Consider the following 25,099-nt stretch of genomic DNA (forward strand, 5'->3'; position numbering starts at 1 on the left):
GGGGTTTGATGACTGATACTGCGCCGCAATTACTCGAGCAACTTCGCGACGTCCACATGCCGGAGCCGGTGAGTTGGTGGCCGTTAGCGCCGGGTTATTGGTTGTTGCTTGGTCTTATTGTCGCCATGCTGCTGGCGCTGGTGTTTTGGTGGCAGCGGAGACCTCAAGGCCGTGATCCGAGGATGAAGCAGCTTGCCATTAATGAACTCGACCGAATCTATGCACGCTGGCAACAACATCAAGATACCACTCAATATTTGCGCGCGGTGAATAGCACACTAAAGCGATTTCTATTAGGGCAGGCGCTCTCGTCCGTCGCAAAATTAACCGGTGAGTCGTGGTTGGCGGCGTTGGACCAGATTAGTCCCTTGGATTCATGGTCCGAATCCACTCGCCACGCGCTGGCCTTCGGCTTGTATCAGTCACCATCCGACCGGGTTGATGTCGACCCGCTGCATCAGGAGGTTGTGAACTGGTTTGCTAAGCTTTCAGTAGATTCTAATCGGCATGAGCTCCGTGAGGCGCGGGATGCTTAGCTGGATTTGGCCCTGGGCATTTGTGTTACTGCCCCTGCCGCTGTTGATGCGCGTTGCGCTTCCTCCAAGCGATAGTGCGGCCGGCGCGCTTCGCGTACCATTCTATGGACTGGTCGGCTCGCTCACTGCACCGACAGGGCAACCGAGGCCTGTGGTGCGTGGTGCGCTGCTCTGGTTGCTCTGGAGCGCGCTTGTGGTGGCAGTCGCGCGACCGGTACTTTACGGTGAGCCAATCCAATTAGCGCAGGATCGACGCGACTTGATGCTGGCGGTGGATATTTCGGAATCGATGCGCGAAGCCGATATGTTGTTTGATCAACAATATGTGCAACGCATTGACGCGGTAAAGTACGTGGTAGGGGACTTTGTCCAACAACGCGTCGGTGATCGACTAGGCTTGATTCTGTTTGGTGAGCAGGCCTATTTACAAACGCCATTGACCCATGATCGGAATACCGTGGCCCAGCAATTGTACGAGGCGCAGCCCGGGTTTGCGGGCGGCGCGACGGCGATCGGTGACGCCATTGGCTTGGCGGTTAAGCGCCTACGGGACCGTCCGGCCGAGAGCCGGGTGTTGATCTTGCTAACTGACGGCGCAAATACCGCTGGGACAGATCCCATGGCGGGGGCAGCGGTGGCGAGAGAAGCGGGTATTCGCATTCATACCATCGGCGTAGGCGCAGAGATGCGGCTGGTACGCGGTGCATTCGGTGGTCAGCGGATGGTGCCGGTTGGCAATGAGTTGGATGAAGACACGCTGACTGCCATCGCACAACAAACTGGCGGCAGTTTTTTTCGTGCTCGCAATCCAGCGGAACTGAATACGATTTACGAAAAATTGGATGCGCTGGAACCAATCCCTGAAGAACAGACGTTTCGACCGCAAATCAGTTTGACGCACTGGATTTTGCTAGTGGCACTGGTGTTGTCTGCATTGTTGTTTATTAGCTATCAATGGCCATTCCGAGGTGTGTTACGCGAGGTAGTCGGCGATGCTGAGTGATTTTCATTTTATCCGTCCAGAATGGTTGATGCTGAGTTTGCCGGTAATTATGGCTTACTGGTATGCAGGTCGACGCTCGCAACAAAGTCGTTGGCAACGGTATTTGCCGCCGATGGTGGTTAAGGCGCTGATGGTTACTGAAGCGAGCGTGTTGCCGGTGTGGTTTTCGCGTGCAGCTGGGTTTACCGGAGTACTGTTGGTGCTAGCTGCGGCGGGGCCAACGTTCAGTAAGCAAGCGGTGCCAACAATCGAGAATACGCAAGCCACCGTACTAATTCTTGATCTGTCGCCCTCCATGCTGGCGGAAGATCTGCTACCCAATCGTCTGGCGCGTGCGAGATTTAAAATCATTGATTTTTTACGCGCCCGAGTGGACGGGCAAACCGCCTTGGTGGCCTACGCCGGTGAGGCACACACGGTCAGCCCACTCACCGACGACCCGGCGACAATACAAGCGTTGTTACCCGCATTGGAGCCGAGCTTAATGCCGGTATCAGGTAGCAATGTGGAGGCAGCGGTCCAGCTTGCGGTTCGTCTTTTGAAAGATGCTGGTCGCGTTGACGGCGACCTAGTGCTAATCACGGATGGCGTGGCCGAGTCTGCTGCAAAAACCATTCGCGATACCCTCGGTTCTCGATTCAGCTTATCGATACTCGGTGTAAGTGGTTCAGCGCCCGCACCGATACCACGCCCACAAGGTGGGTTTGTACAGGGCGCGAATGGCGAAATCGTTTTGACTTCGATCGATGCCGGCTTCCTGCGGCAGCTGGCTAAGCAACATGGTGGTCAATTTCAGCGCATCACGGCTGACGACAAAGACATTAATAGCTTGGTGCGCGCCAGCTTGGCTGAACAACCGGACGCCGAAGCCACTGAGCGGGCTGTAGAATGGCATCAGTGGCAGGATCTTGGTCATTGGTTGGTGTTATTGATTTTGCCGATCGTCTTATACTGTTTTCGACGCGGTTTGATTTACCTGTTGCCACTGATCCTGTGGATACAACCGGGAACCGTGCGTGCGGAGAATGCCATTAGTTGGTGGAAAAATGCCGATCAGCGTGCTGCAGACGCGTATACGCGTTCCGATTACGCGATGGCGGCTGATATGTTCCAACGCTCAGACTGGGCTGCGATCGCTGAATACCGCGCCGGGAATTATGACAAAGCGGCTGAGCAGTTTGCCGGGTTGGCGTCTCAATTGGGAGTAGAGGCAATTTATAACCAGGCAAATGCACTGGCACTTAACGGCGACTATACGGCGGCATTGGAGGCCTACCAACGTGTGCTTGAAGCCGATCCTGAGCACGATGACGCGAAACATAATAAGCAAGTGATTGAGGAGCTGCTCGACCAACAAAGTCAGGACCAACAAAGTCAGGACCAACAAAGTCAGGACCAGCAAAGTCAGGACCAACAGAGTCAAGACCAACAGAGTCAAGACCAACAGAATCAAGACCAACAGAGTCAAGACCAACAGAGTCAAGACCAACAGAGTCAAGACCAACAGAGTCAAGACCAACAGAGTCAAGACCAACAGAGTCAAGACCAACAGAGTCAAGACCAACAGAGTCAAGACCAACAAGCCCAGGACCAACAAGCCCAGGACCAACAAGCCCAGGACCAACAAGCCCAGGACCAACAAGCCCAGGACCAACAAGCCCAGGACCAACAAGCCCAGGACCAACAAGCCCAGGACCAACAAGCCCAGGACCAATCAGTCGACTTATCGAAACAGCCCACGGTGGAAAACCCGCTGAGCGAAAACAGTGAGCAATGGTTGCGCAGTATTCAGGACGACCCAAGTGGACTGCTGCGCCGCAAATTTCAATACCAATCTCAATTACGTGCGCGCCAGCAACCGGATCGCCAACCAAAGAATAATGAACAGCGCTATTAAGTTACCCCACTTGACACGTCTTCTAATGCTATGCACATTCGCCAGCTTTAGTGCATGGCCGCTTATTGGTGCGGCACAGTCTTTAGTTAGCACCGTGGATCGCAATGAACTAACCATCAACCAAACATTGCGTTTAACGGTCACTTACGACAACCAGGCTAATACCTCTGCGCTGGATACGGCAAAGCTGAGATCGGATTTTGACGTACTTGGCATCAGTCCTCAGACCAGTTCATCGACCACCATGGTGAATGGCGTTACGCAGAGTAGTGTGACAACGCGCTGGTCTATCGTGCTTGCACCGAAACGTGAGGGGCAGCTTACGATTCCCTCGTTCACGATTGGTACGGCAAAGAGTCAGCCAATCAGTATCAATGTTGTGAGCGCGGCGGCGAGCCAAGGTTCCGACGCAGTCACGCAGCCACTTGCTGTCAGCGTGTCGGTCGAACCCGAGCAAGTGTATGAAGAACAACAGGTCATTCTGACGGTGCAATTGGTAATCAGCCAGCGTCTCAATGATTTGGGTGGTTCACAGTTGGCAATCGAGGGCGGTGAGATCGTGCCGCTAGGCCAGCAAACGTTTCAGCAGCTCGATAACGGTATTGCGACACAGGTGGTTGAGCTGCGGTACGCAATCTTTCCTGAAAAGGCCGGTGTTATCACCATTCCTGAACTCAAATACACCGGGCGTATGGGCGGCCGACGAAGTTTGTTTGACGCGTTCGGCATGAACGGCGAGCAGGTCATTGCGCGCAGCAAACCGGTCTCTATTGACGTGTTGCCACGTGTTGATAGACCCTCTGCGCAATGGTTGCCAGCCAAATCTGTGGTCTTGACAGAAGCGTGGTCAGGGTCGCTGGATGACTGGCAGGTCGGGCAGCCGTTGACTCGGACTGTGATGGTCAAGGCTGAGCAGCAACGCAGCGCCAGAGTGTCACCGTTGTCGCCCATGCCAAATGATGACGGATTCAAAGTTTATCAGGATCAGCCGCAACTGGATGACGAGACGTCGGATGAGGGGGTAACCGCCACGCGAACCGAGTCAGCAGCGTTGGTGCCGTCACAGGCTGGTGAATTGATACTGCCCGAAGTCCGTCTGCCGTGGTTCAACACCACATCTGGTGTTTGGGAAGTAGCCGTTCTGCCGGCTAAATCGGTCAGGATTAAGTCTGGAACGCAGTCGGACGGTGAGTCTGCAAACGCAACTGGCGCTCAGACTGCTGATCCGATTGAGGCTGAGCACGCACCATCCCAAGCCGGCTCGGCTGGTGTCTGGCCGCTTATCTCTGGCGTGCTGGCACTGATTGTCGCAGGCTTGATGTACAGGCTAATTCAGTTGCAGCGAAAGGTGAGCGCACTACAACAGCACGAGGCCGGAAGTCCGTTGTCGCCACCACAAGCGGTGCACCTCTCAGAAGCTCAGGCTTGGAGTGCGTTACAGCAGCACCTCAGGCAACCCATTACTGCCACTACCCGCGAGGTATTACAGACCTGGTTGCGCAGCGCGCTTAAAGCGCCGGCCAGAGATAGTCTTGAGATGCTGGTGCAGCGCAGCGGTGATACCAACTTACAGTCTTTGGTCGAGGGAATCGATCGCGTGCTATTTCGCGATCAGGGCGAGGTCAACGCCGTTGACTTTGCCGACACCGTCTCCAAAGTGCGCACCGCACTGGTGTCTAAATCGCAGTGTCAAACGCAACGAGCTGGTGGCTTGCCACCGTTGTATCCTGAATAGATGCGTCGCGAAGGCGACTCGCGAGAGAGCGAAATGATGAACACCACACGTATCAGTATTGGATTGGCCTTACTTGTTTCGCTGGTGATTTGGGGGTTGCGGCCTGACCCAACTGGCACGCACTACGGTTTGTGGTCGTTGTTACCCAGTGTGGTGACTATTGGCATTTGTTTTTTAACGCGCAACGTGTTGTTGGCCCTACTACTCGGGGTCGCGACGGGCGGCTTGGTGAGCGGACAACTCAATATTATTGATGCATTTCTGGTGCCAAGCCTCGGTAGCGAGAAGTACGCGCAGATTCTGCTGGTTTACCTTTGGGCTTTAGGAGGCTTGCTGGGTTTGTGGAATCGCAACGGTGGCGCTCGCCACTTTGCCGAGACGTTGGCCACGCGGCTGGTTAAGTCGCGCATTTCGGCTAAGGTGTTTGCCTGGAGCATGGGCGTGTTTTTTCATCAAGGCGGTACAATCAGTACCGTGCTGGCTGGGACCACGGTTAAACCGGTGGCCGACAAGCACGGCGTAGCGCATGAAGAGCTGGCTTATATTGTCGATTCTACGGCGTCTCCAGTCGCCACCTTGATTCCGTTTAATGTTTGGCCAGTGTACGTGGCCGGCCTGATTACCATTGCGCCTTTATCCACAATTGTGCCCAACGAAGAAGTGGCGATTGGTCTGTTCTTAGCCGCAATCCCATTCAATTTTTACGCCATGTTTGCCGTTTCGATGACCTTCTTATTCGCCATCGACCGTCTGCCATTATTCGGCACACCAATGAAAAGCGTGGTGCAGCGAATCCAGGTTAGTGGTGAACTGGACGCGCCGAACGCGAACCCCATGGCTGCCAAAGAATTGACGGCGTCGCAGGTACCGCAGGGTTATCAACCCTCCGTGTTGGATTTTCTGGTACCGATTGGCGTGCTGTTGGGGTTTTGTATAATTCCTATTGTGCTGGGCAAGTCACCCTTGGTGTTCGAGGGCTTCGGCATGGCTGTGATGGCGGCGTGTTTGACCAGTGTGTTGCGGGGCATGTCGATTCAGACGGCATTTGAGGCGATGGTGACCGGCATCAAAGGCGTGACGATTGGTGCGCTGGTATTGGGCTTGGCGGTGACTTTGGCTGACGTATCCGAATCGTTGGGGACTGCCGAATTCGTGATAGATATCGCAGCCGGTGTGCTCAGTGGTATGCCGTATATTCTTCCCAGTGTGTTGCTACTGATTTGCATGATCGTGGCGTTTTCCATCGGCTCGTCTTGGGGAACTTACGCCGTGGTGTTCCCGATTGCGTTGCCTTTGGCTTGGGCTGTTGCCCCCGAGATGACCTACTTGCTGCTGTGTTTTGGCGCGATATTGGGTGGTGCGGTCTTCGGAGACCAGTGTTCGCCGGTATCGGATACCACGATACTGTCGGCGCTGGCGTGTGGCTCCGATTTGATGGATCACGTTAATACGCAGTTACCACTCGCATTGATTGCGGCCACACTCGCTGGCATTACGTATCTGGTGGTTAGTTTGCTCGTGTTGTGATTTCCGATTGTGCGCGTGCTTCTAAAACCGCCTGTCTGGCACGTGATCGCGGATTGGGTTATGGTGCCCAGTGTCACTGTTAGACGCCGCCCCATATCAATTCTCAATTCCGGTAAATGACCATGCAAAGACCTGTGTTTCATTTTGTGTTGCTCGCGCTGATTTCACTGGCGTGCTTGTCCATCAATCCACTCAGCGCGGCCACCACCTCGCTCAAATCCGATCAACTGCAACCCGGTTTTTTTGGACTGCTATTGGATCGATCAAGCGGTAAGCTGTATTTGCAGGTGAGCAACCTAGATGCCGAGTTTATTTATCAAACCAGCCTGCCAAATGGCCTTGGCTCGAATGATGTCGGTCTGGATCGAGGGCAGTTAAGCGACACGCGATTGGTTAAATTTGAACGCTTCGGCAACAAGCTGTTGTTGCGACAGCTCCCAACGCGTTACCGAGCACATACGAATAACATGATGGAAGTGGCGTCGATTGAAGAGGCATTCGCGTCATCCGTCCTGTGGGGGTTCGAGATCGTGGAGCAGGGCACCAATTCCGTGTTGGTGGATGCCACTGAGTTCGCTTTACAAGACATTCACGGCGTTGGTCGGATTTTGCAACAGCAACAACAGGGCAAAGGCTATAAAGTTGACCCCGCGCGCTCTGCGGTGGACCCAAGCCGAACTGCAAGTTTTCCGGATAACACCGAAATTCAGTCACTGATTACGCTCGTTGGCTCCGAACCGGGTCAGTATGTTCGAGACACGGTGCCTGAGCCCACCGCTATTAGCCTCAAAATGCGCCATAGCTTCGTACGACTCCCTGACGATGGGTATCAGCCGCGAGCCTATTTACCCAAGAGTGGGTATTGGACGACGCAGTTTATGGACTATGCGCAGCCGATCAACGAACCCATTACACAGCGCTACATAGGCCGACACCGCTTGCAGAAGGTGAATCCCGGGCCAGGTAAAAGTCCGGTGCGTGAACCGATTGTCTATTACCTTGATCCAGGCGTACCAGAGCCAGTTCGTTCTGCGTTGCTTGATGGTGCTCGCTGGTGGCAAGCCGCGTTCGACGAGCTAGGCTTTGAGAATGGCTACCAGGTCAAAATGTTGCCTGCCGACGCGGACCCCATGGACGTACGCTATAACGTGATTCAATGGGTGCACCGTGCGACGCGGGGTTGGTCATATGGTTCTAGCGTGGCCGATCCGCGCACTGGTGAGATCATCAAAGGGCATGTTACGCTGGGCTCACTCAGGGTTCGGCAGGACTACTTACTGGCGCAGGGCATGATGGCTCCATTTGCAGAGTCAGAAGATGATAGCGCGTTGATGGCGTTGGCGCTGGCCCGCATCCGTCAATTATCGGCACACGAAGTCGGGCATACACTCGGCCTATTGCACAATTTTGCTGCCAGCACCTATGGGCGTGAGTCGGTCATGGATTATCCACACCCAGTGTTTGAACTGGATGGTGATCGTGTGGTGGCGCCGAACGCTTATGGTGTCGGCATCGGAGAATGGGACAAAGCTGCGATTGCTTACGGGTATCAGGAGTTCGCTGCTGACTCGGGCGCGTTGATGCGCGGTGAGGCGGAAGTCAACGCTCTGGAAGCGCTGTTGGTGGCAACTGATAATCGCGGTCTTGTTTACATTAATGATCAAGATGCTCGCAGCCCAGGTAGCCCGCATGTTCGGGCCAGTCTGTGGGACAACGGTGCCGATCCGGTTGCCGAACTAGCACGGATGTATCAGGTGCGCAGGCAGGCACTCTTACGCTTTGGTGCGGCGAATCTCAAAGTGGGCAGCCCGTGGTCTGACCTCGAGGAAATTCTGGTGCCGGTGTTCTACTCGCATCGATATCAACTCACTGCGGCTGCCAAGGCGATCGGTGGATGGGATTACGACTACGCACGCAAGGGCGACCCTGGCGCAATTGATCAACCAAAGTTAGTGGCGGTCGATGCCACGCAGCAACGGTTGGCCATGCAAACCATTCTTGAATCGTTGACGCCGTCGTTTTTGACCTTGCCTGCATCCGTACGCGGATTGATGGTGCCGAAGGCGGCGGAATATGCGCGCAGCCGCGAGTCCATAAGCGGTCAAACCGGTGTCAGTTTTGATTTTGTTGCATTAGCCTCTAAAAGCGCACAACACAGTCTGGCCATGCTACTACACCCGGAACGCTTGATGCGATTGCAACAACAACATGCTATTAACCCAAGCATGCCATCCGTCTCCGAACTTGGGCAGGAAATCCACCGACGTGTTATCAATCTGTCGACAAGCGGCTTAGATGCAACCGTGCATGAATCCGTGGTTGATCTGGTGTACACAAATTACCTGAATTTATTGCACAGTGCTGACGTTCCTGTCACGTTGAAATCGGCATTAATTTCCATAATTGATAATGAAATCAAATATTTAAAGGCTAAATTAAAACGAAATAATGATCCAGTTTTGCGTTACCAACTGGCTCGTCTTGAAGCTGCGGACCCGGCTTCTACACGTCCATCGTTGGCGGTGCCAACGATGCCGCCCGGGTCGCCGATTTAATGGTTTAGACACTCTGAGGGTCGCGAGCGCTCAGAGTGTCTGAGGACGCTAAACTTGTAAGGTCTTTTTTACTGGTAAGTCGCGTATACGTGTGCCAGACGCATGGAAAATCGCATTCACGATACTCGGGCAAATAGGCGGTAATCCCGGTTCGCCAACGCCGCCAGGGGCTTTGTCTGAAGGTAGAATGTGCACATGTAGCGGTGGCGTTTTGTTGATTCTGGTGACTGGGTAATCGTAAAAATTATTCTGTACGATTTTTCCATCTTTGACGGTGATCTCGCTTTCCAGCGTCATCGATAACGCCATGATCATTGCGCCTTCCATCTGAGAGACGACGCGATCAGGGGTTACCACCAGTCCACAATCAATTGCCGTGTGCATTTCTAAAACTGTGACTTTGCCGTCGCGTACTTCTACTTTGGTGGCGGCCGCAGCGTACGAGTTGAAACTCGCCGCGAGGCTGATACCCCAGCCCTGACCGCTTGGTAGCGTTTGATCCGCCTTACTTTTGCTGACCACTTCGTTGAGTACGGCCTTAAACCGAGCAATGTCCAGCAAGTGATCAGCGCTCTCGTTTCCGTAATGCGTGTAGTCTTTAAAACCTTCGAGACGCGGATCGAACAGTCGATCCTTGCCGAGCAGTTTTAGCCACATACTGTGAGTGCTGACGCCAGCCTTGGTGGCCAGTTCATCGACAAAACAACCGAGCCCGAACGCATTATTAATGTTGCCAACTGCACGCAGCCAACCAATGCGCACATGCGTATCCACACCGGGGTTTTCGAATTGCATGTGCGGTATGTCAAATGGTACATCTGCAAAACCTAAGGACAGTGATGTCGCATCTAAGTGCTGGGCGCTGTCGTCGAAAATCCAGGCGATCGGCGGCGAAGCCACACGCTGCAGCCAATGTTCACAGCCGCCATCTGTGGTTAATTCCGCTTTAAAATAATTGGCCGCGATGGCGTGGTAGAAGCCATGTTTGACATCGTCTTCACGACTCCAGATAACTTTTACCGGTTTGCCAGAGGCCTTCGCCAGCTCGACAGCTTCCAGGGTGAAGTCGTTTTTACCTTTGCGCCCAAAAGCGCCGCCCATCAGTGTGTTGTGGAGCGTAACTTTGTCTGCGTCTTTGGTCGGATCGAGCCCCAATTCTTCTAACACCAACCCTTTGCCCCACTGCGGGGTTTGGGTGCCACTCCACACCGTGCAGCTGCCGTCTTGGTTAATCATTGCCGTTGCGGCAGGCGTTTCCATCGACATGTGGTGGTGGTAAGGAAAGGTGTAGCACGCTTCGACTGTGCGTTGTGGATCAAACTCGTGCTGGTAAAGGTTCTTGCCTTCCGAGCGCACGGCTTTGCCTTGATTCTTGACTTTGTCGATCAACAATTGTTTGTAGGTTTCGGAGTCGTGCGCCCCGTTGTCGCCATCCTCCCAGCTTATCTTAAGCCGTTTACGACCTTCGATTGCTGCCCATGTATTGGTCGCTAACACAGCGACACCGGAAACCGGATTGACATTGACGGGAAAACGACGCTGTTTCAGTTGAATCACGTCCACGACACCGCGCACACTCTTAGCATCGCTAGCATCCAGTGTTTTGACTTTTCCTCCGACGACGGGAGGTCGCTCGATACTGGCAATCAGCATGCCAGGAAGTTGTAAATCCTGGGCATACGTGGCCTGACCCGTCACAATTTTTCGCAAGCCTTGTAAGGGCACATCTTTGCCCACAATTTTGAACTCGGAGGTCGACTTTAGAACCAGTTTGTCTGCTTTTGGGATTGGACGTTTCGTCGCGTCAGCGGCTAATTCACCAAAGCCGAATGTGGCGCCGTTCATCATGTTGTGTACCTGATGATTGTTGGCCTTTACGTTCGCCACATCAACCTGCCAACGGTCCGCAGCGGCTTGTTCCAGCATGACACGCGCAACGGCGCCCATCTGGCGGATCTGGGTGATAAAGCGACGGATCGAGGCAGAACCGCCGGTACTTTGGTTGCCGTAAGCTGGGTCCGCTTTGCCCAGCACGGCATTCACTTGATCCCAGCTCGCTTCCAGTTCGTCAGCAATCAGTTGAGGTACGCTGGTCAAAATGCCTTGCCCCATTTCCGCACGATGACAGATGATGTCGACTTTACCAGATTGATCAATACTGACAAAGGCACCAAGCTGATGGTGTGCTGACTCGGGTGGCGTAGCGACCGCATCCCCATTGGCGGCGAATATTGGTGCGCTTGGCGTGGTGGACAGCATCAATACGCCACCGGCACGCCCGGTTAAGCTCAGAAATTCACGACGACTCAATTTATTGAAATGACTCATGATTTCACCGCCTTATCGTGTTCGCGCATGGTCTTGCCAGCATCCTTGATGGCTTTGCGAATCCGTGGATACGTGCCACAGCGACAAATGTTACCCTGCATGGCGGTGTTGATGTCGTCGTCATTTGGGTTTGGATTGTTTTTTAACAGCGCGACCGCACTCATCATTTGACCGCTTTGACAGTAACCACATTGCGGCACCTTGTGCTCGATCCAAGCCGACTGTACGGGATGCAGTACGCCGTCGGTGGCTAAGCCCTCGATGGTTGTTAGATGCTTGTTGGTCGCAGCGGATACGGGTGTGACGCAGGCGCGGATGGGTTGGCCGTCAAGGTGTATGGTGCACGCACCGCATAAGCCCATGCCGCACCCAAACTTGGTGCCGGTGAGCTGAGCAATATCACGTATCGCGTACAAGAGTGGCATAGCTGGGTCTGCGTCGAGCGTTAATTCCTGTCCATTTAGGGTAAGCGTTACCATAGGTAGTGATCTCCGGTGGTGGCGTTATTTTGGGAGCGTAATTCAGTTTAAAAGATGCGCTTGGTATGATAGAGCGTCGCAAAATTAGTGTAGACCTCTTTAAGCTTAGTCTACGCTGCATGGCATTGGCAACGACCGTGACGAGACAATTGCTTTCAAAGTGACCTAACACTCGCCTTGCATGCGGATTACTTGTATCCTAATGCTGCAATTTCAGGTATCTCGTTCAATGTCTACTCTCGATTCTAAACAACCTGCTGCGTTGGCAGGTAATCAACCTACGGTTTCCAGTACCGCGCTGGATGATCTGAACCCGGCTGTGGCGGAACCATCTGCGTGGCTTCGGTCTGCGCTAACTGTGCCGCGAGAAGAGGGGTATGTGCAACTTAGTGGCTGCCAGATTCATTATTTTCGTTGGGGAGATACGAGTAAACCGGGGATCATTATGATTCATGGTTTTCTAGCGCACGCACGCTGCTTTGCCTTCATTGCACCGTATCTAACAGACTATCACGTAGTAGCATTTGATATGTCTGGCATGGGCGACTCCGGGACACGATCGGAATACCCAATCGACCAGCGGGTTGATGAGCTGATCGGTGTCGCTGAGCGCACCGGTTTGTTTGAACATGATCAAAAACCGGTCATTGTGGCACATTCATACGGCGGACAGGTTGGTGTTGAAACCATGCACCGGCATGCAGCGCGGTTCGATGGTCTGATTATTTGTGATCTGATGGTCATGCGCCCGGAAGTCTTGGCAGCTAATGCCGCACGCTTTCGGCCACCCGGTAATCAGCAATCGAATAAGCCGAATAAGGTGTACGCAAGCTACGAGGAAGCGAAAGCGCGTTTTGTGCTGGCACCGCCTCAGCCTGTAGGTCATGCTGAGCTGCTCGATTTTATGGCCTATCATTCTTTGCGCAAGGTCAACGGAGGCTGGTCCTGGAAATTTGATCCGAGCGTGTTTCGTCGTGAAGCCGGGTTTGAAAAGCGTTGGGCTGAAACCGGTCATCGGATTGTCACTGCACCTGGTCGTAAAGCGGTGGTCTATGGTCGCGAGAGCATGCTGTTCAATGATGACTCGGCAAACTATTTGCGTGAGTTGATTGCTGAGCTCCGTGCTACGCCGTTTCCGATCGTTGATATTCCACATGCACATCACCATCTGATGTTGGACCAGCCTGTGGCGCTGGTAGCGAGTTTGAAGTCGATTCTGTCACTATGGCAGTCTGCGCCTGCCACGGGCTGAGCGAAGTCAGCGTGCGCGTGTTGTTGCTAGAGTAAGCGCATCAGCCAAGGTGTCACAACGGGCGTCCGCCCGCGAGAGATCCTGATGAATGGAGTAGTGATTAGGGATCGCAATACAATACAACCCCGCAGCTTTGGCCGCCGCCACACCAGTATGCGTGTCTTCAAACGCAACCGCACGGTGCGGGCGTATCTGTAAGCGTTCACAGGCTAGCAAGTACACATCTGGTGCAGGTTTGCCGTGTTTCACGTCACTGCGCGTTGCGATTGCATCGAACAAAGGAGTCAGCGCATGGGCCTTGACGCTACGCATCACATCTCGAGTGTCAGCTCCGGTAGCAATTGCCATCTTGTGACCTTGCTTGCGCGCCAATTTGAGGGTTTCTAACACGGTTGGCAGCAGCGGACTTGGAGTGCGTGAGGCGAACTCGGCAAACGCCGTGTTTTTACGTTCGCAAAGTGAATCAATGTCGATGTCTAAATTATGCCGTGTTATGAGTGCGGCCGCATTTTGCGGTGTTGGCACACCGTTATGCTCACGGATGTACTCCGTTTCGCAAAAAGAAACACCAAACGACGCGAGTATTTGCCGCCATACTTCAAAGTGGTGGCGCTCACTGTCAACTAGGGTACCGTCATGGTCAAAAATAAGTGCCTGCATAATGAAAACGACTAAATCAGATAGCGGTTCGGCTTATTTCTTGATGTCGACGTCATTCAACACGGTATGCAGCTTAAGAATCGTACTTTTATCTAGCCGGTTATGCTGTGTGGCATGCGCGAGTACGTGTTTGCCAAGATTGGCATACAGGGTAGGAAGATTCGAGGAAACGTGTTCCAATGCGGTTAGGTGGTTCGCAACGGTGTTGGTGTCACCGCCCATGATTGGGCCGCCTAGCGTGCTGTCGAAACCCCGTTGCAGTATGCTCTCGAGCGTGCCTTTTACCAACGGTTGTATTGAGCGCCAGTAAAGCTTTCCGTCAACGCCTGTGGACGAAGCGATTCGCATCGACGCTTCCAATAACACCGTTAGATAATCGCTGGCGATAACGGATGCGGCGTGGTACTTGGGCTTGGATTCACGAGAAATCGTCATCGGGACAAAGCCGATCAATTTAAACATTGCATCGGTGATTTTAAGCGCTGCACGATCACCTTCGCCGTAGAGATAGCTACGGTGCAAACGATTATTGAGAATCCGCTGCGATGCTTCCAGATCATAAAACTTATTGACCGGGTATAAGGAGCAGACGTGTACGCCCGATTTCTTGTGTGCGCTCTCCAGTGCGGTACTGTCCAATACCTTTGAAAAGTGCGCAATCACCGCGCCTTTTTTGAGGTTGATCGCCAGAATTTTACAGGTCGACTCGATTTCAGCTTCGGGTACCGCCAATAGCACCAAGTCGGCGCTCACTACGGCGTTAAGCATGGGCTGTACGTCCGTGCGAATATTCAGTTTTTTCGCCTTCTCGGCAATCAGTGTGGTGTTCGGGCCAGTTAGAAATACGGTGGCTTTCTGCTTCTGAAAGCTTTGCGCAATAGCGAGACCGAAGTCTTCTGCGCCAACAACGGCAATGTTCTTCCCGGCGAGTGATTCCATTATAGTAAGGTTGTGTTCGTTTAGCTTCCTGATCTAGGGGATGCGCTAGTTAGATCAAGTAAACTGTGTGAAATGGACTGTAAGTGTCTGATATCATGTTGAAATTGTCAACATATACCTTAGTCTTAGATTTTATTGGTTAATGTCGGACGGGCTTGATGTGTATAGCGCCACGTTTTTCAGGCCTAACATACCCATTAATAGTTTGTCGCACAATTGTGTCAAGCGGATGACTGGTGCGAGATAGAGTAGTAGAATTTTTCGTGTACTCGGGCTGTTTTTTTGACGCATTCACCTATCTTTCCAGCTAAACCGGTATAGAATAGCGCCATCCGAGAAGCCGTCGCACAACGAGTGTGCTGTTGGCTTGCGTCGTTGAACTTTTTATTGGTTGTGAAAATTACATGTTGTTGATTAAGAAGGTTGCCGTAGCTGCATTGCTTGGCTCGTTGCTGCTGCCATTGGGTCAAACCTGGGCAAATGATTCAGTCTCTCTACGCAAACTGGTGTTAGTCGCCGGAATTCGATACTGGCAAGCAGTAGCGACTTGCGATGGCTCTGAAGATGAATACAAATTACGTCGTCGCGAGGGGAAAGACAATTGGTGTGCGATGGAGTTCGATGAGATCTGTGACCCAGACAAAACTACGACTGCAAAGAAGATCTGTGCCCACGTTCGAGGTGATGAGGCGCTCGCGGATAACACTGCTGAGGATGCGGAAAAGAACGAAGCTCGTACAGCTTTGATTAATGAGCAGATTGATATTGAACGTAAGCTGATCGTGTTGCGCCAACGTGGCCTTGAGTTGCAAAAACGCGAACTCGAACTCAAACGCGAGCAAGTTCAGTATTAATTCTGACAGGCATCACGGGTATGGTGCCCTTGATTGCAGTCGGTGGGGTTGGTACAGAATACTGCCCATTGGTTGACGCCGTACCTTACGCGAGCTTAGGCGAACCAGTAATGCGCTGTTAGGCAGATTTACAGAATGGCACTCGTTGCGTTGTTTTACTCGTATTAGTGGTGGATGTCCTCTCAGTGTTCGCCAGGCGAGGTCGTGACTTCGTGCTTTAATACAGAGTTGTTGAATACAGAGCTGTTGCTCCCCGGTTGTTTACGCGGCCTCAACTCTGGCGCCATGCACATGAGCACACGGGAATGGTTTGCTGTTTACGGTGTATTCGATTGGGCGTTATTGGTGTGTCATTGCCAATCCACTCAATCGGTTGTTACAGTGTATGGTCTGACACAGTCTTTTTAGCCTAGGAGAGAGCTATGTTTTTCGATACACGTCGAGTTCACGTCGTTGGTGTGGTTATGGTATCCATATTCGCGGCAGCCGCGCCCGTGAATGCAGAGTTACTCGCAAGCACGCCAACGTCCACGCGTGCTGAAACACTAGCGACTTCGTCGATTATCGTAGATGGACACATCGATGTGCCGCATCGGGTGTTTGATCAATGGGTTGACGTCACTGAATCCACGGACGGTGGTGATTTCGATTATCCGCGTGCCAAACTCGGCGGGTTGAACGCACCGTTTATGTCCATTTATGTACCCGCGGCACTTGACGGTACGGCTGAGTCGACCGCGCGAGCTCATACGCTAATTGATCATGTTGAAGCGATCGTCGGTCGCGCGCCCGAAAAGTTCGCAATCGCGCGATCACCAGCCGAGGTAGAGGCGCATTTCAAGCAAGGAAAGGTGTCGCTGCCGCTCGGTATGGAAAATGGAGCACCGATTAACGGTGACCTTAATAACCTTGAAATATTTTATCAGCGTGGTATCCGTTATATTACGCTGACGCACTCCAAGAGCAACGCCATTTCCGACTCATCCTACGATGACAATAGGCAATGGGATGGCCTGAGTCCGTTTGGTGAGGAGTTGGTCGTCGCGATGAATCAACGTGGTGTGATGGTGGATATTTCACACGTCTCTGACACGGCATTCTACGATACGTTACGCATCAGCACCGCGCCGGTTATCGCATCGCATTCCTCACTACGTAAATTTACCCCAGGTTTCGAACGTAATATGGATGACGCCATGCTCCTAGCTTTAGCGAAAAATGGCGGCATAATTATGATCAACTTTGGGTCTACCTTTGTTGATGCCGACGCGCGAAAATGGTCGGATATTCGTAAAGACGAGATTGAGGCGATGGAGCGCAAGCATGGCGCGGCCAGTGACGTGGTGCAACACTTTATCGACACCTACCGAGACCGAAACCCTTTTCCATACGCCACAAGCGCCGATGTGGTTGCGCATATCGATTATGCCGTAAAACTAATCGGCGTGGATCACGTCGGCCTTGGCTCAGACTACGACGGCGTCGGCGATTCTCTGCCGACTGGACTCAAAGATGTTGCTACCTATCCGGTGCTAATTCAGGGATTAATCGACAAGGGCTACTCAGATCAGGACATTCGAAAAATTCTAGGGCTGAATCTACTGCGTGTGTGGCGTGAAGTCGAAAAAGTTGCGGCTGAAAGCTGACGTTTGGCTCCAAATCAAGGGCGTCACCAAGGGAGGATTTCGCCGTTGGCGTGCCAGAATGTGCCAGAATTATCGAGATCGAGGCTGTCAAGTCGTTGCACAATGTTAGCTGCCGCTTGATCCGGCGTAACATCACCGTAGCCACCAATCATGTCGGTGCCAACCAGGCCCGGGTGAATTATGCCCACGGCAATTCCGCGCGATTTAAGGTCTTGTGCCAAGGACACTGCAGCAATATTTAAGGCCGCTTTGGACATGCGGTACCCGTAGCGCCCCCCACTCGTATTGTCGGCGATGGAGCCCATGCGACTGGTGATCATGGCAATTTTGGCATGTTCGTTAAAGTTATTGAGTAGGCGTTCGGTAATTCTTAGTGGCCCCAGCGTATTAACTGCGAATTGCGCTTCGATCGTGTCAAAATTAAGTTGCCCGAGTGCTTCATCGCGTAGGATTCCGGCGTTGTTAATGAGCAGGTCAATCTTTGTGCTAGCGAGCGTAGTGGTCAATTTGTGGAGTGATTCTGGGTTGGTAACGTCAATCCCAGACACTACGGTAGCGCCAGAGTCGGCCAGTTCTGTTGACGGTTGACGGCATGCAGCAATGACGTTCCAGCCATTTTTAAGATAATGTTTTGTTAAAGACAGTCCGATTCCGCGGTTGGTTCCGGTGATTAAGGCGGTGTGTTGCATACTGGTCTCCAGCAGGTTTTTGCGGGATGATAGCATGCAGCTTTGCTGGCCTGTGTGTATTCATATGCGCAGGGTCTGAACTCGTAAATTCATTTCTGCTATGCTGGCAAAAAATGCCAATCACCTGTGACCACCATGACCAAACTCTATAACAATATTCTGGAAACCGTGGGCAATACGCCGATTGTCAAGATCAACAAGATGGCACCTGCCCACGTTAATTTGTATGCCAAGATCGAAGCGTTTAACCCGATGGGATCAGTGAAAGACCGACTGGCCTTAAATGTGATTGAACAGGCTGAGAAGTCCGGTGCCTTGAAGCCTGGACAAACTATTGTTGAGGCCACCAGTGGAAACACCGGTATTGGACTCGCCATGGTGTGTGCTCAAAAGGGCTATCCGCTGGTGATCACCATGGTGGAGTCGTTTAGTGTGGAGCGTCGGCGACTTATGCGCTTTTTGGGCGCCAAAGTGGTTTTAACCCCAGCCGCACTGCGTGGCAACGGCATGGTGGCCAAAGCCAAAGAATTGGCCGATGCGCATGGCTGGTTTATGACTCGGCAGTTTGAAAATGAAGACAATGCAGCAATGCATTCACGTACCACTGCGCCAGAAATTCTGTCTGCGTTTAGTGATCGCTCGCTGGATTACTGGGTCACCGGTTACGGCACCGGTGGCACACTGAAGGGCGTCGCGCGTGTGCTTCGGGTCGAGTCACCAAATACAAAAATTGTGGTTTCGGAACCGGAGCAAGCCAGTTTGATTCGGTCTGGCGCAATACAAAAAAACAACAATGATGGATCGCCAGCTGAAACACACCCGAACTGGGAACCACACCCAATACAGGGTTGGACACCGGATTTTATTCCCAAACTCACCGCTGACGCGATCAATGACCATTACATAGATGACGTTCTCACGGTTACAGGGACTGATGCAATAACGTGTTCGAAGCAGCTCGCGCAGAAGGAGGGGGTCTTCGTTGGAATCAGCGCAGGCGCCACCATGGCGACCGCGTTAGCGGTGTGCAAAACAGCACCGGAAGGGTCAAACATTCTCTGCATGCTGCCGGATACCGGAGAGCGGTATCTGAGCACACCGTTGTTTGGTGATATTGACGCACAGATGAATGATGATGAACGCGCGGTGTCTTTGTCTACGCCAAGTGCGCAGTTTTCCGATTAGTTGATTGCTTGTTCGTGTTTTTGAATCTTTTTTCGCTTAAACAGCATCTTATCTGGTATCGGTGATGCTATCGAGGCACTCGTACGTGCGTTCCATGAGTTTCAGGGCGCGAATAAAAATACCATTATTAAGAGGAATACTTGTGAAAAAACATTCACTTAGAGGTGTGGCGATGGCCGCAATCGTGGCTTGGATGCCATTGACTTCGACGACCCATGCCGCTAACAGCTTTGATCGCGAACCGACAGAGATTAGTCGTCATTGTGAGCAATATATGGCCGAATTTAATGGTCAAATCGACGCCCTAGTCAACGATAAAGCTAAAGCGAGCTACGACTCAGTTTTTGTTGCGTTCGACAATCATATGACTCAGTTCGTGGATCAGTTGTTGCACGATTACCTCATGCAGAATGCCCATACCGATGCTGCCATTCGTGATGCCAGTACGGCATGTGCGCTGAAGGGCTTCTCTGTGTTAAATGCCCTGAGTGCAAACCGTGCTTTGTACGAACGTATGTCTGCCGTACCTACCGAGGGCTTAGCCGCCGATAAAACGTATACGGTGAACTATTGGAAATCAGAGTTTGAAAGCTCCGGTATTGGTAAGGACGAGAAAACACGTGCTGCCATTAAAGCAAAAAACGACGAGATCAGCGCACTGGGCAATACCTTTGGCCAAAACATTAATAACGCTGTGAATAAAATTCAGGTCAAAGCTGAGCGCCTAGCGGGGTTGCCACAAGACTATTTCGACAGTCATCCAGCTGATGACAAAGGTATGGTGACCATTAGCACAGCTTATTCTGATACGCGACCGATCTCGAAATATGCGCATGACCGAAGCCTACGTAAAGAGGTCGCTATGATGAGCCGTAACCGGGCCGTACAGGAGAACACGCCCGTACTGACAGAGTTGTTGGAGAGACGATATGAACTGGCGCAGCTATTAGGACACCAAAACTACGCTGAAACCAACATGCTCGGCACGATGGTGGCGAAACCTACAAAGGTAGCGGAATTTACCGCTAAGTTAAGTGCTGCCATCGCAGAACCGGTGGTGAAAGAGAAGGCGCAATTGCTGGCTCAAATGCAGAAGCTAGATCCGGCAGCGAAGGAAGTTAGGAGCTGGGATGCGTCGTATTTGTCGAATATTATTCGCGAGCAGGATTACAAACTGGATGCCAAAGAAGTTCGTCAGTACTTCGATTACGACAAGGTGCGAGATGGAATTATCGCGTTGTCTGAAGATCTTTTCACACTCAAAATTGAACCCAGTGATGCAGCGACTTGGCATGAGAGTGTGGAGGCCTACGATGTGTTTGAATCTGATAAATTAATCGGCACATTTTTTCTTGACTCCCATCCCCGCGATGGCAAATTTACCCATGCGGCGCAATTCGGTATCCAATTGGGCAAAAAAGGTGAAACACTACCTGAAGCTGCATTGCTGATGAATTTTCCTAAAGGGCTAATGGAGCACGGCCAAGTGGAGACGTTTCTGCATGAATACGGTCATCTGTTGCACTTCATTTTTGCTGGTCAAAATGACATTGGGTACAGTCGATTCCAAAGCGAGTCGGACTTTGGTGAAGCACCTTCGATGATGCTGGAAGAATGGGTCTGGGACTACGATACCTTGAAGCGCTTTGCCACCAATGAAGAAGGTGAGGTAATCCCCAAGGCCTTAGTCGAGAAGATGAATCAGGCGCGTTATTTCGGGCAGGCGCTTGGCGTCGCTACGCAGCTGACTTACACGGCTTTATCATTCGATTTGTACAACCGTAATCCAGAAGGGATTGATTTGGTAGCCTTCGAAAAAGACATTTTCGAACGTTATTCACCCTATGGCTACGACGACGGCACGCATATGTTCGCTGCATTTGGTCACCTCAATGGTTATGGTGCCAAATACTACACCTACCAATGGTCTAGCTCGATAGCTGAGGAGTTACTTTCGCGCTTCAAAGAAGAAGGGCTTAGAGACCCGAAAACGGCACAGGACTATCGTAATCTGGTCTTGGCCAAAACCGGTACCAAGTCGGCAGCCGAGCTGGTCAGAGATTTTCTAGGTCGCGACTTTTCGGTTGAGGCTTACGCTAAAAAGTTAAGTCAAGGTGGCTAACAAGCGCCCTTAACCGTGAAAACGCCTACTCAGGTGCTGAGTAGGCGTTTTCGATCATCACTTTATCAGTCGCTTACTGTTTGTCATCACGTGACGGTTTGTCGGTGCCTTCCGGCGTGAGATTTGGGTGGTCGAGGATATGCTGTTCCTTATAGGCTTCGGTCTCTTGGTAGAGTTCTTTGATGGTTGGCACGTAGTACGACTGCGGCTTCGTGCTTAATCGTTTTAATCGTGCCCAGTCGCGTTTCGTAGGCGCTCGACTTTGGAATTCACCACTCAGTTCCGCTTTGCGTAGTTGTGCCGGACTGAGCGCACCACGCTTGGTTGGTGTGGCGAACAATTGCGAGGCGTTTGATCCGGTAATCGACAACACGTGACCTGCGGTTGCACGACCTTCAACGCGTTGTTTGATCGGTTTACCAGTGCCAAAGCGGCTGCCACGGTGTTCTAGGGTCAAGCGCGCAGTCAGCGGCACATGGACTAAATCACCAGCTTGCAGTGTTTCCCCAGGTTCCAACTTGCGCCATTTTAGATCTCGCCCAGTAAATGGACCGATCGGTTTGCGTTGCAGTTTGGTCAAGTCTCGACTACTCAGTCGACTGCCAATCGGTTTCCGTTCCAACGGTTTTGTGGGGTCGTACTTAAACTGTTTAGCTGGCATGAGATCGGTCGATTTGACCTTGGGTTTATTTTTTTCTATGGCCGCCAGTTCACGGGTCGATTTAGGGTCTGGTAATTCGGGGCGCAACAGCATTACACCACGTGTTTCGGCGACCTTGGCACCGTCCCCCCAGAGCACGTGTACACCGTTTTCACGAATATCGCCGCGTCGGCGACCACACTGATTAACGTCTGCCATATCCCGAGGGTCACAGGTGGCAACCAGGCGTCGACAGCTGGCCGCTGAAGGATCTTCGACGCATTGCTCCACGCTGGGCTTTTTGACGAAGCCGCATAGGCCATCCGGGCACAGCGTCGCACTACGGAGTGCGTATCGCAGATCGAAATCTGCTTGTTTTAGCTTAGTCTTGGGCAGCGCGGCGCGATCTTTCTTCATGGTAGACTCATCGCTGGCAGACATGGAGGAACCAAACCGAGTTTCGCCTATCGGTGTAAACAAGCCTGGTTCGCGAGGGTAGAACACAAAATCTTCTGGTAGGGGCAGGTAAAGCAACTGCGCACGCCGAACAGTACGATCTTCGCATGCCAGGTAGGTTCCCATATTCCACAAGGTTGACCGCCAGTAACCACACGCTTGTGGATAGCCACATTCTTCGCCATCTAGGCAGACCGTCAGACGCGGCGCATCCGGCATATTGTTATCGGAATAGCCCCCTGGTGTTATGTTGGCCAATAGAAATTGGGGCGTTTTAACCAGTGATCCACAGCTTTCACGAAGCTTGGCATCCAACTGAGTGGCGTCTAGATCCGTCGCCGAAGAATTGAGTGTGAGTGTCGATCCGGTTCCTGCAGTGAACAGTGCCACGATCGCAGAGGCTTCGCTCACTGCGTTCGGCATGGCACTCAATTCCTGTGGCAACACCGCCTCAATGGTGGTGTCCTGCAGAAGCCGGTCTTTGAGAATTGAATACGCATCCCCAATGGTGACTGGCGTATCCGGGTTGTCAGAATTAAACTGCGCAATCGCGTCGACTAACAGATCGATGTAATCGTCCGAGCCAACGGCTTTTCCGGCTTTGTTACACAAACCAAGTTCGGCTTCCAGTGCCAGTAGCGATTGGAAGTTAACGTCGTCAAATCCGGCAATGGTTGGTGAGCGGTACTGGCCGAGCTGTTCATCCACATTGGTCGGGTAGGTGGCGTCTCTAAATCGACGTGGTTGTTCCCAACCGAGTGCGTCTGCGATACTTCTGAGCAGCGTATTTACCCGATATCGATTCACTTGCTCGCCTTTACCATTGTGCGCCTCCGAGGCGTGTGGACTTGGTACATCGACTGGGTTTGCCACGATCCAAGGATCAAGAAGCGGTTCGAGCGGGTAGGCAGAGTCCAACTGTGACAGGCTTGGTGCGCGGCGCGCGAACCAGTCGGACGAAAGAATTTTGCTCAGCACTGATTTCAACGACCAATCTTCGGGAAGCAAGGTGTATTCGGTCAGATTCCACAACATATCGCGTTGCGCTTTATTGCGCGGAAAACCGTGATCTATGGTCAAGCGATAACCCATGACTGAATCCCAGATTCCGTCGACGGCATTCGCTGCAGTCAGAAAAGCAAAAGCTTCGTCCGGCGCAACGTCCGGAATCGGGCTGGTGTTACAGTTGGCAATATCAACGCCCGCTGCGCCGGCGTTAATCCAGTCTTCGATCGTTGTTTCATCGGTCGCCGATAGACCACCGCCAGGTGGCATTTGATATCCAACAGTGCTTGAGCTGACACGACCCCACAATTCGGAATCGCCGGTATTGTTCGCCACCACGCGTGTTGCCTCAACCGAGCTGCCAGCCTGGGAGGCAACCCCAACGAGTTCGCCGTGCGGGTCGGTCGATAAGTCCAGCCCCCCTGATGGTGAGGCGCCGGAGTGGCAGCCAGTGCAATTTGCGGCAAACACATCGACGGCTTCGCAGTAGGTCTCTTCATCCGGTGGTAACACGACGCTGGTTGCAGTAAAACGTTCGTAGCCATCCTGTAAATCGGTAACCCCTTGATCCAAGCTGCGTTCAAGTTCCCATAACGACACATCTGCATCAATGGCGCCATCTAAGCTACCGAATGCGACACTGCTGCCGCCGCCGGTGACTGATTGGAATCCGCTATAAATCAATGTGCCGTTGTTGGCTGCTCCTGCTTGGTCTGTGTCGGTAGCGCAAGCCAGGTTCATGCCCCAGGGCAGGATGCCAACACCACTGCCGGCAGGCTGACGAACAGCTCCGCGCATAACCGGTGTTAGGTTGTCGAATGCGCCAACCGAATCATAGTAGTTATTGAACAACGCTTTTTCAGGATGGCCACTAATATTGTATAAGCGTTGCCACACAATGTTGCCGCTGCCATCAATCAGGTTCGAGGTTGAAAAGGTTGGGTTGTGGCAGCGCAAGCAGGTGGTGTCTCGATTTAGATACACCGTTGACAAGCGCTCCGCTAATTGCGCGTTGCGACCACCGCTACCATCGCGGCGCATCGCCAATGGAAACAGGTAGGCTTTGTAGATGACAGAAAGGTCGTCGATTAGGATCGCCGAGCGCAACAGGTCAGTCATGTTCCAACCGGTCGGTGCGCCGGCATCCGTTGGGCTATGGTCCCGAACCCATTCGGCAAATTGCGGGTCAGGGTTGTCAGTGGTTGGCGGGCCCCAGCAAATTTGATCCTGCGCCGCGTTGACGCCATCATTCAAGGCATGTCGCTGCACTTTGAGTATGTCCATCATGGCATCAGTCCAGTGATCGACATAAGCAGGATCTTGCATCAGCATTTCGACTGCCGCATCGCGCCCGAGCAGTTCTGCGATGTCGGCCACAACTTCGACTTCATCGACCCCGGTTGCACGGCGACCAAGGATGGTCGGGATCGCTTCGCGGGCAAAGCTGGCGTGACTCTCATCGTCTTCCGGGGCTGAAGGGAAGCACGCAACCAGCGATGTAAATAAGCCCACGGTGAGTGACCAGCGAACGATCGTTAAAAAACTAACTCGAGTGCTGGATTGATTCTGTTTTCGTAGTAAAAATTCCATC

General features: G+C 52.5%; 17 protein-coding genes. 11 read left to right on the plus strand and 6 right to left on the minus strand.

The window, feature by feature from the left end; translation table 11 throughout:
* Positions 1-8: 8 nt before the first annotated feature.
* The 6 genes from IE055_RS04185 (at position 9) to IE055_RS04210 (ending at position 9,253) form a co-directional block, all read left to right on the plus strand.
* Positions 9-536, plus strand: coding sequence for a DUF4381 domain-containing protein (locus tag IE055_RS04185; protein WP_189398723.1), 528 nt, complete (start codon positions 9-11; stop codon positions 534-536).
* Entirely contained in the window at positions 529-1,539 is a 1,011-nt protein-coding gene (locus IE055_RS04190) for a VWA domain-containing protein (protein WP_189398724.1), read from the plus strand. Before IE055_RS04185 ends, IE055_RS04190 begins: the two co-directional genes overlap by 8 nt.
* Positions 1,529-3,436, plus strand: a complete 1,908-nt coding sequence (locus IE055_RS04195; RefSeq protein ID WP_189398725.1) for a vWA domain-containing protein — start codon at positions 1,529-1,531, stop codon at positions 3,434-3,436. Before IE055_RS04190 ends, IE055_RS04195 begins: the two co-directional genes overlap by 11 nt.
* A gap of 25 nt (positions 3,437-3,461) precedes the next feature.
* Positions 3,462-5,171 (plus strand): BatD family protein, encoded by a 1,710-nt coding sequence (locus IE055_RS04200; RefSeq protein ID WP_189398726.1) that lies wholly within the window; start codon positions 3,462-3,464, stop codon positions 5,169-5,171.
* Between the two features lie 36 nt (positions 5,172-5,207).
* Positions 5,208-6,698 carry a Na+/H+ antiporter NhaC family protein gene (locus IE055_RS04205; RefSeq protein ID WP_229794127.1) on the plus strand — a complete coding sequence of 497 codons (1,491 nt, stop codon included), beginning with the start codon at positions 5,208-5,210 and terminating at the stop codon, positions 6,696-6,698.
* Between the two features lie 122 nt (positions 6,699-6,820).
* On the plus strand, positions 6,821-9,253 hold the full coding sequence (locus IE055_RS04210; protein ID WP_189398728.1) for a zinc-dependent metalloprotease: 2,433 nt from the start codon (positions 6,821-6,823) through the stop codon (positions 9,251-9,253).
* A 48-nt stretch (positions 9,254-9,301) separates the two neighbouring features.
* On the opposite strand, the gene IE055_RS04215 is transcribed toward IE055_RS04210, so the two are convergent.
* The gene (locus tag IE055_RS04215) at positions 9,302-11,581 is read right to left on the minus strand and encodes a xanthine dehydrogenase family protein molybdopterin-binding subunit (RefSeq protein WP_189398729.1); all 2,280 of its coding nucleotides are present in this window, start codon (positions 11,579-11,581) and stop codon (positions 9,302-9,304) included.
* On the minus strand, positions 11,578-12,060 hold the full coding sequence (locus IE055_RS04220) for a (2Fe-2S)-binding protein (RefSeq protein WP_189398730.1): 483 nt from the start codon (positions 12,058-12,060) through the stop codon (positions 11,578-11,580). The genes IE055_RS04215 and IE055_RS04220 overlap by 4 nt, the downstream gene beginning before the upstream one ends.
* Positions 12,061-12,289: 229 nt before the next feature.
* Here IE055_RS04220 and IE055_RS04225 point away from each other — a divergent pair, with 229 nt between their 5' ends.
* A complete protein-coding gene (locus IE055_RS04225) occupies positions 12,290-13,312 on the plus strand; it encodes an alpha/beta fold hydrolase (RefSeq protein WP_189398731.1) in 1,023 nt (340 codons plus the stop codon).
* A 6-nt stretch (positions 13,313-13,318) separates the two neighbouring features.
* Here the strand turns inward: IE055_RS04225 and IE055_RS04230 are convergent, their stop codons facing one another.
* Together IE055_RS04230 and IE055_RS04235 are read right to left on the minus strand one after the other, a co-directional pair.
* Entirely contained in the window at positions 13,319-13,972 is a 654-nt protein-coding gene (locus IE055_RS04230; RefSeq protein WP_189398732.1) for an HAD family hydrolase, read from the minus strand.
* 33 nt (positions 13,973-14,005) lie between these two features.
* Entirely contained in the window at positions 14,006-14,911 is a 906-nt protein-coding gene (locus IE055_RS04235) for a DUF2520 domain-containing protein (RefSeq protein ID WP_189398733.1), read from the minus strand.
* A gap of 404 nt (positions 14,912-15,315) precedes the next feature.
* Here IE055_RS04235 and IE055_RS04240 point away from each other — a divergent pair, with 404 nt between their 5' ends.
* Entirely contained in the window at positions 15,316-15,765 is a 450-nt protein-coding gene (locus IE055_RS04240; RefSeq protein ID WP_189398734.1) for a hypothetical protein, read from the plus strand.
* Between the two features lie 422 nt (positions 15,766-16,187).
* Positions 16,188-17,411, plus strand: a complete 1,224-nt coding sequence (locus tag IE055_RS04245) for a dipeptidase (protein WP_229794128.1) — start codon at positions 16,188-16,190, stop codon at positions 17,409-17,411.
* Positions 17,412-17,434: 23 nt separating this feature from the next.
* On the opposite strand, the gene IE055_RS04250 is transcribed toward IE055_RS04245, so the two are convergent.
* Positions 17,435-18,100: an SDR family oxidoreductase gene (locus tag IE055_RS04250; RefSeq protein WP_189398735.1), complete on the minus strand. Its 666-nt coding sequence runs from the start codon at positions 18,098-18,100 to the stop codon at positions 17,435-17,437.
* 135 nt (positions 18,101-18,235) lie between these two features.
* On the opposite strand from IE055_RS04250, the gene cysK reads away from it, so the two are divergent.
* Together cysK and IE055_RS04260 are read left to right on the plus strand one after the other, a co-directional pair.
* On the plus strand, positions 18,236-19,285 hold the full coding sequence (cysK, locus tag IE055_RS04255) for a cysteine synthase A (protein WP_189398736.1): 1,050 nt from the start codon (positions 18,236-18,238) through the stop codon (positions 19,283-19,285).
* Between the two features lie 142 nt (positions 19,286-19,427).
* Positions 19,428-21,407 carry a M3 family metallopeptidase gene (locus tag IE055_RS04260; RefSeq protein WP_189398737.1) on the plus strand — a complete coding sequence of 660 codons (1,980 nt, stop codon included), beginning with the start codon at positions 19,428-19,430 and terminating at the stop codon, positions 21,405-21,407.
* A gap of 73 nt (positions 21,408-21,480) precedes the next feature.
* On the opposite strand, the gene IE055_RS04265 is transcribed toward IE055_RS04260, so the two are convergent.
* Positions 21,481-25,098 (minus strand): c-type cytochrome domain-containing protein, encoded by a 3,618-nt coding sequence (locus tag IE055_RS04265; protein WP_189398738.1) that lies wholly within the window; start codon positions 25,096-25,098, stop codon positions 21,481-21,483.
* Position 25,099: the final 1 nt, after the last annotated feature.

It is taken from the genome of Arenicella chitinivorans (assembly GCF_014651515.1).
Lineage (GTDB): Bacteria > Pseudomonadota > Gammaproteobacteria > Arenicellales > Arenicellaceae > Arenicella > Arenicella chitinivorans.

What these genes read in the sequence shown, in the direction of transcription:
- IE055_RS04185 (WP_189398723.1), top strand. Translation starts at nt 9, where the DNA reads ATGACTGATACTGCGCCGCAATTACTCGAGCAACTTCGCGACGTCCAC.
- IE055_RS04190 (WP_189398724.1), top strand. Translation starts at nt 529, where the DNA reads ATGCTTAGCTGGATTTGGCCCTGGGCATTTGTGTTACTGCCCCTGCCG.
- IE055_RS04195 (WP_189398725.1), top strand. Translation starts at nt 1,529, where the DNA reads ATGCTGAGTGATTTTCATTTTATCCGTCCAGAATGGTTGATGCTGAGT.
- IE055_RS04200 (WP_189398726.1), top strand. Translation starts at nt 3,462, where the DNA reads ATGCTATGCACATTCGCCAGCTTTAGTGCATGGCCGCTTATTGGTGCG.
- IE055_RS04205 (WP_229794127.1), top strand. Translation starts at nt 5,208, where the DNA reads ATGAACACCACACGTATCAGTATTGGATTGGCCTTACTTGTTTCGCTG.
- IE055_RS04210 (WP_189398728.1), top strand. Translation starts at nt 6,821, where the DNA reads ATGCAAAGACCTGTGTTTCATTTTGTGTTGCTCGCGCTGATTTCACTG.
- IE055_RS04215 (WP_189398729.1), bottom strand. Translation starts at nt 11,581, where the DNA reads ATGAGTCATTTCAATAAATTGAGTCGTCGTGAATTTCTGAGCTTAACC.
- IE055_RS04220 (WP_189398730.1), bottom strand. Translation starts at nt 12,060, where the DNA reads ATGGTAACGCTTACCCTAAATGGACAGGAATTAACGCTCGACGCAGAC.
- IE055_RS04225 (WP_189398731.1), top strand. Translation starts at nt 12,290, where the DNA reads ATGTCTACTCTCGATTCTAAACAACCTGCTGCGTTGGCAGGTAATCAA.
- IE055_RS04230 (WP_189398732.1), bottom strand. Translation starts at nt 13,972, where the DNA reads ATGCAGGCACTTATTTTTGACCATGACGGTACCCTAGTTGACAGTGAG.
- IE055_RS04235 (WP_189398733.1), bottom strand. Translation starts at nt 14,911, where the DNA reads ATGGAATCACTCGCCGGGAAGAACATTGCCGTTGTTGGCGCAGAAGAC.
- IE055_RS04240 (WP_189398734.1), top strand. Translation starts at nt 15,316, where the DNA reads ATGTTGTTGATTAAGAAGGTTGCCGTAGCTGCATTGCTTGGCTCGTTG.
- IE055_RS04245 (WP_229794128.1), top strand. Translation starts at nt 16,188, where the DNA reads ATGTTTTTCGATACACGTCGAGTTCACGTCGTTGGTGTGGTTATGGTA.
- IE055_RS04250 (WP_189398735.1), bottom strand. Translation starts at nt 18,100, where the DNA reads ATGCAACACACCGCCTTAATCACCGGAACCAACCGCGGAATCGGACTG.
- cysK (WP_189398736.1), top strand. Translation starts at nt 18,236, where the DNA reads ATGACCAAACTCTATAACAATATTCTGGAAACCGTGGGCAATACGCCG.
- IE055_RS04265 (WP_189398738.1), bottom strand. Translation starts at nt 25,098, where the DNA reads ATGGAATTTTTACTACGAAAACAGAATCAATCCAGCACTCGAGTTAGT.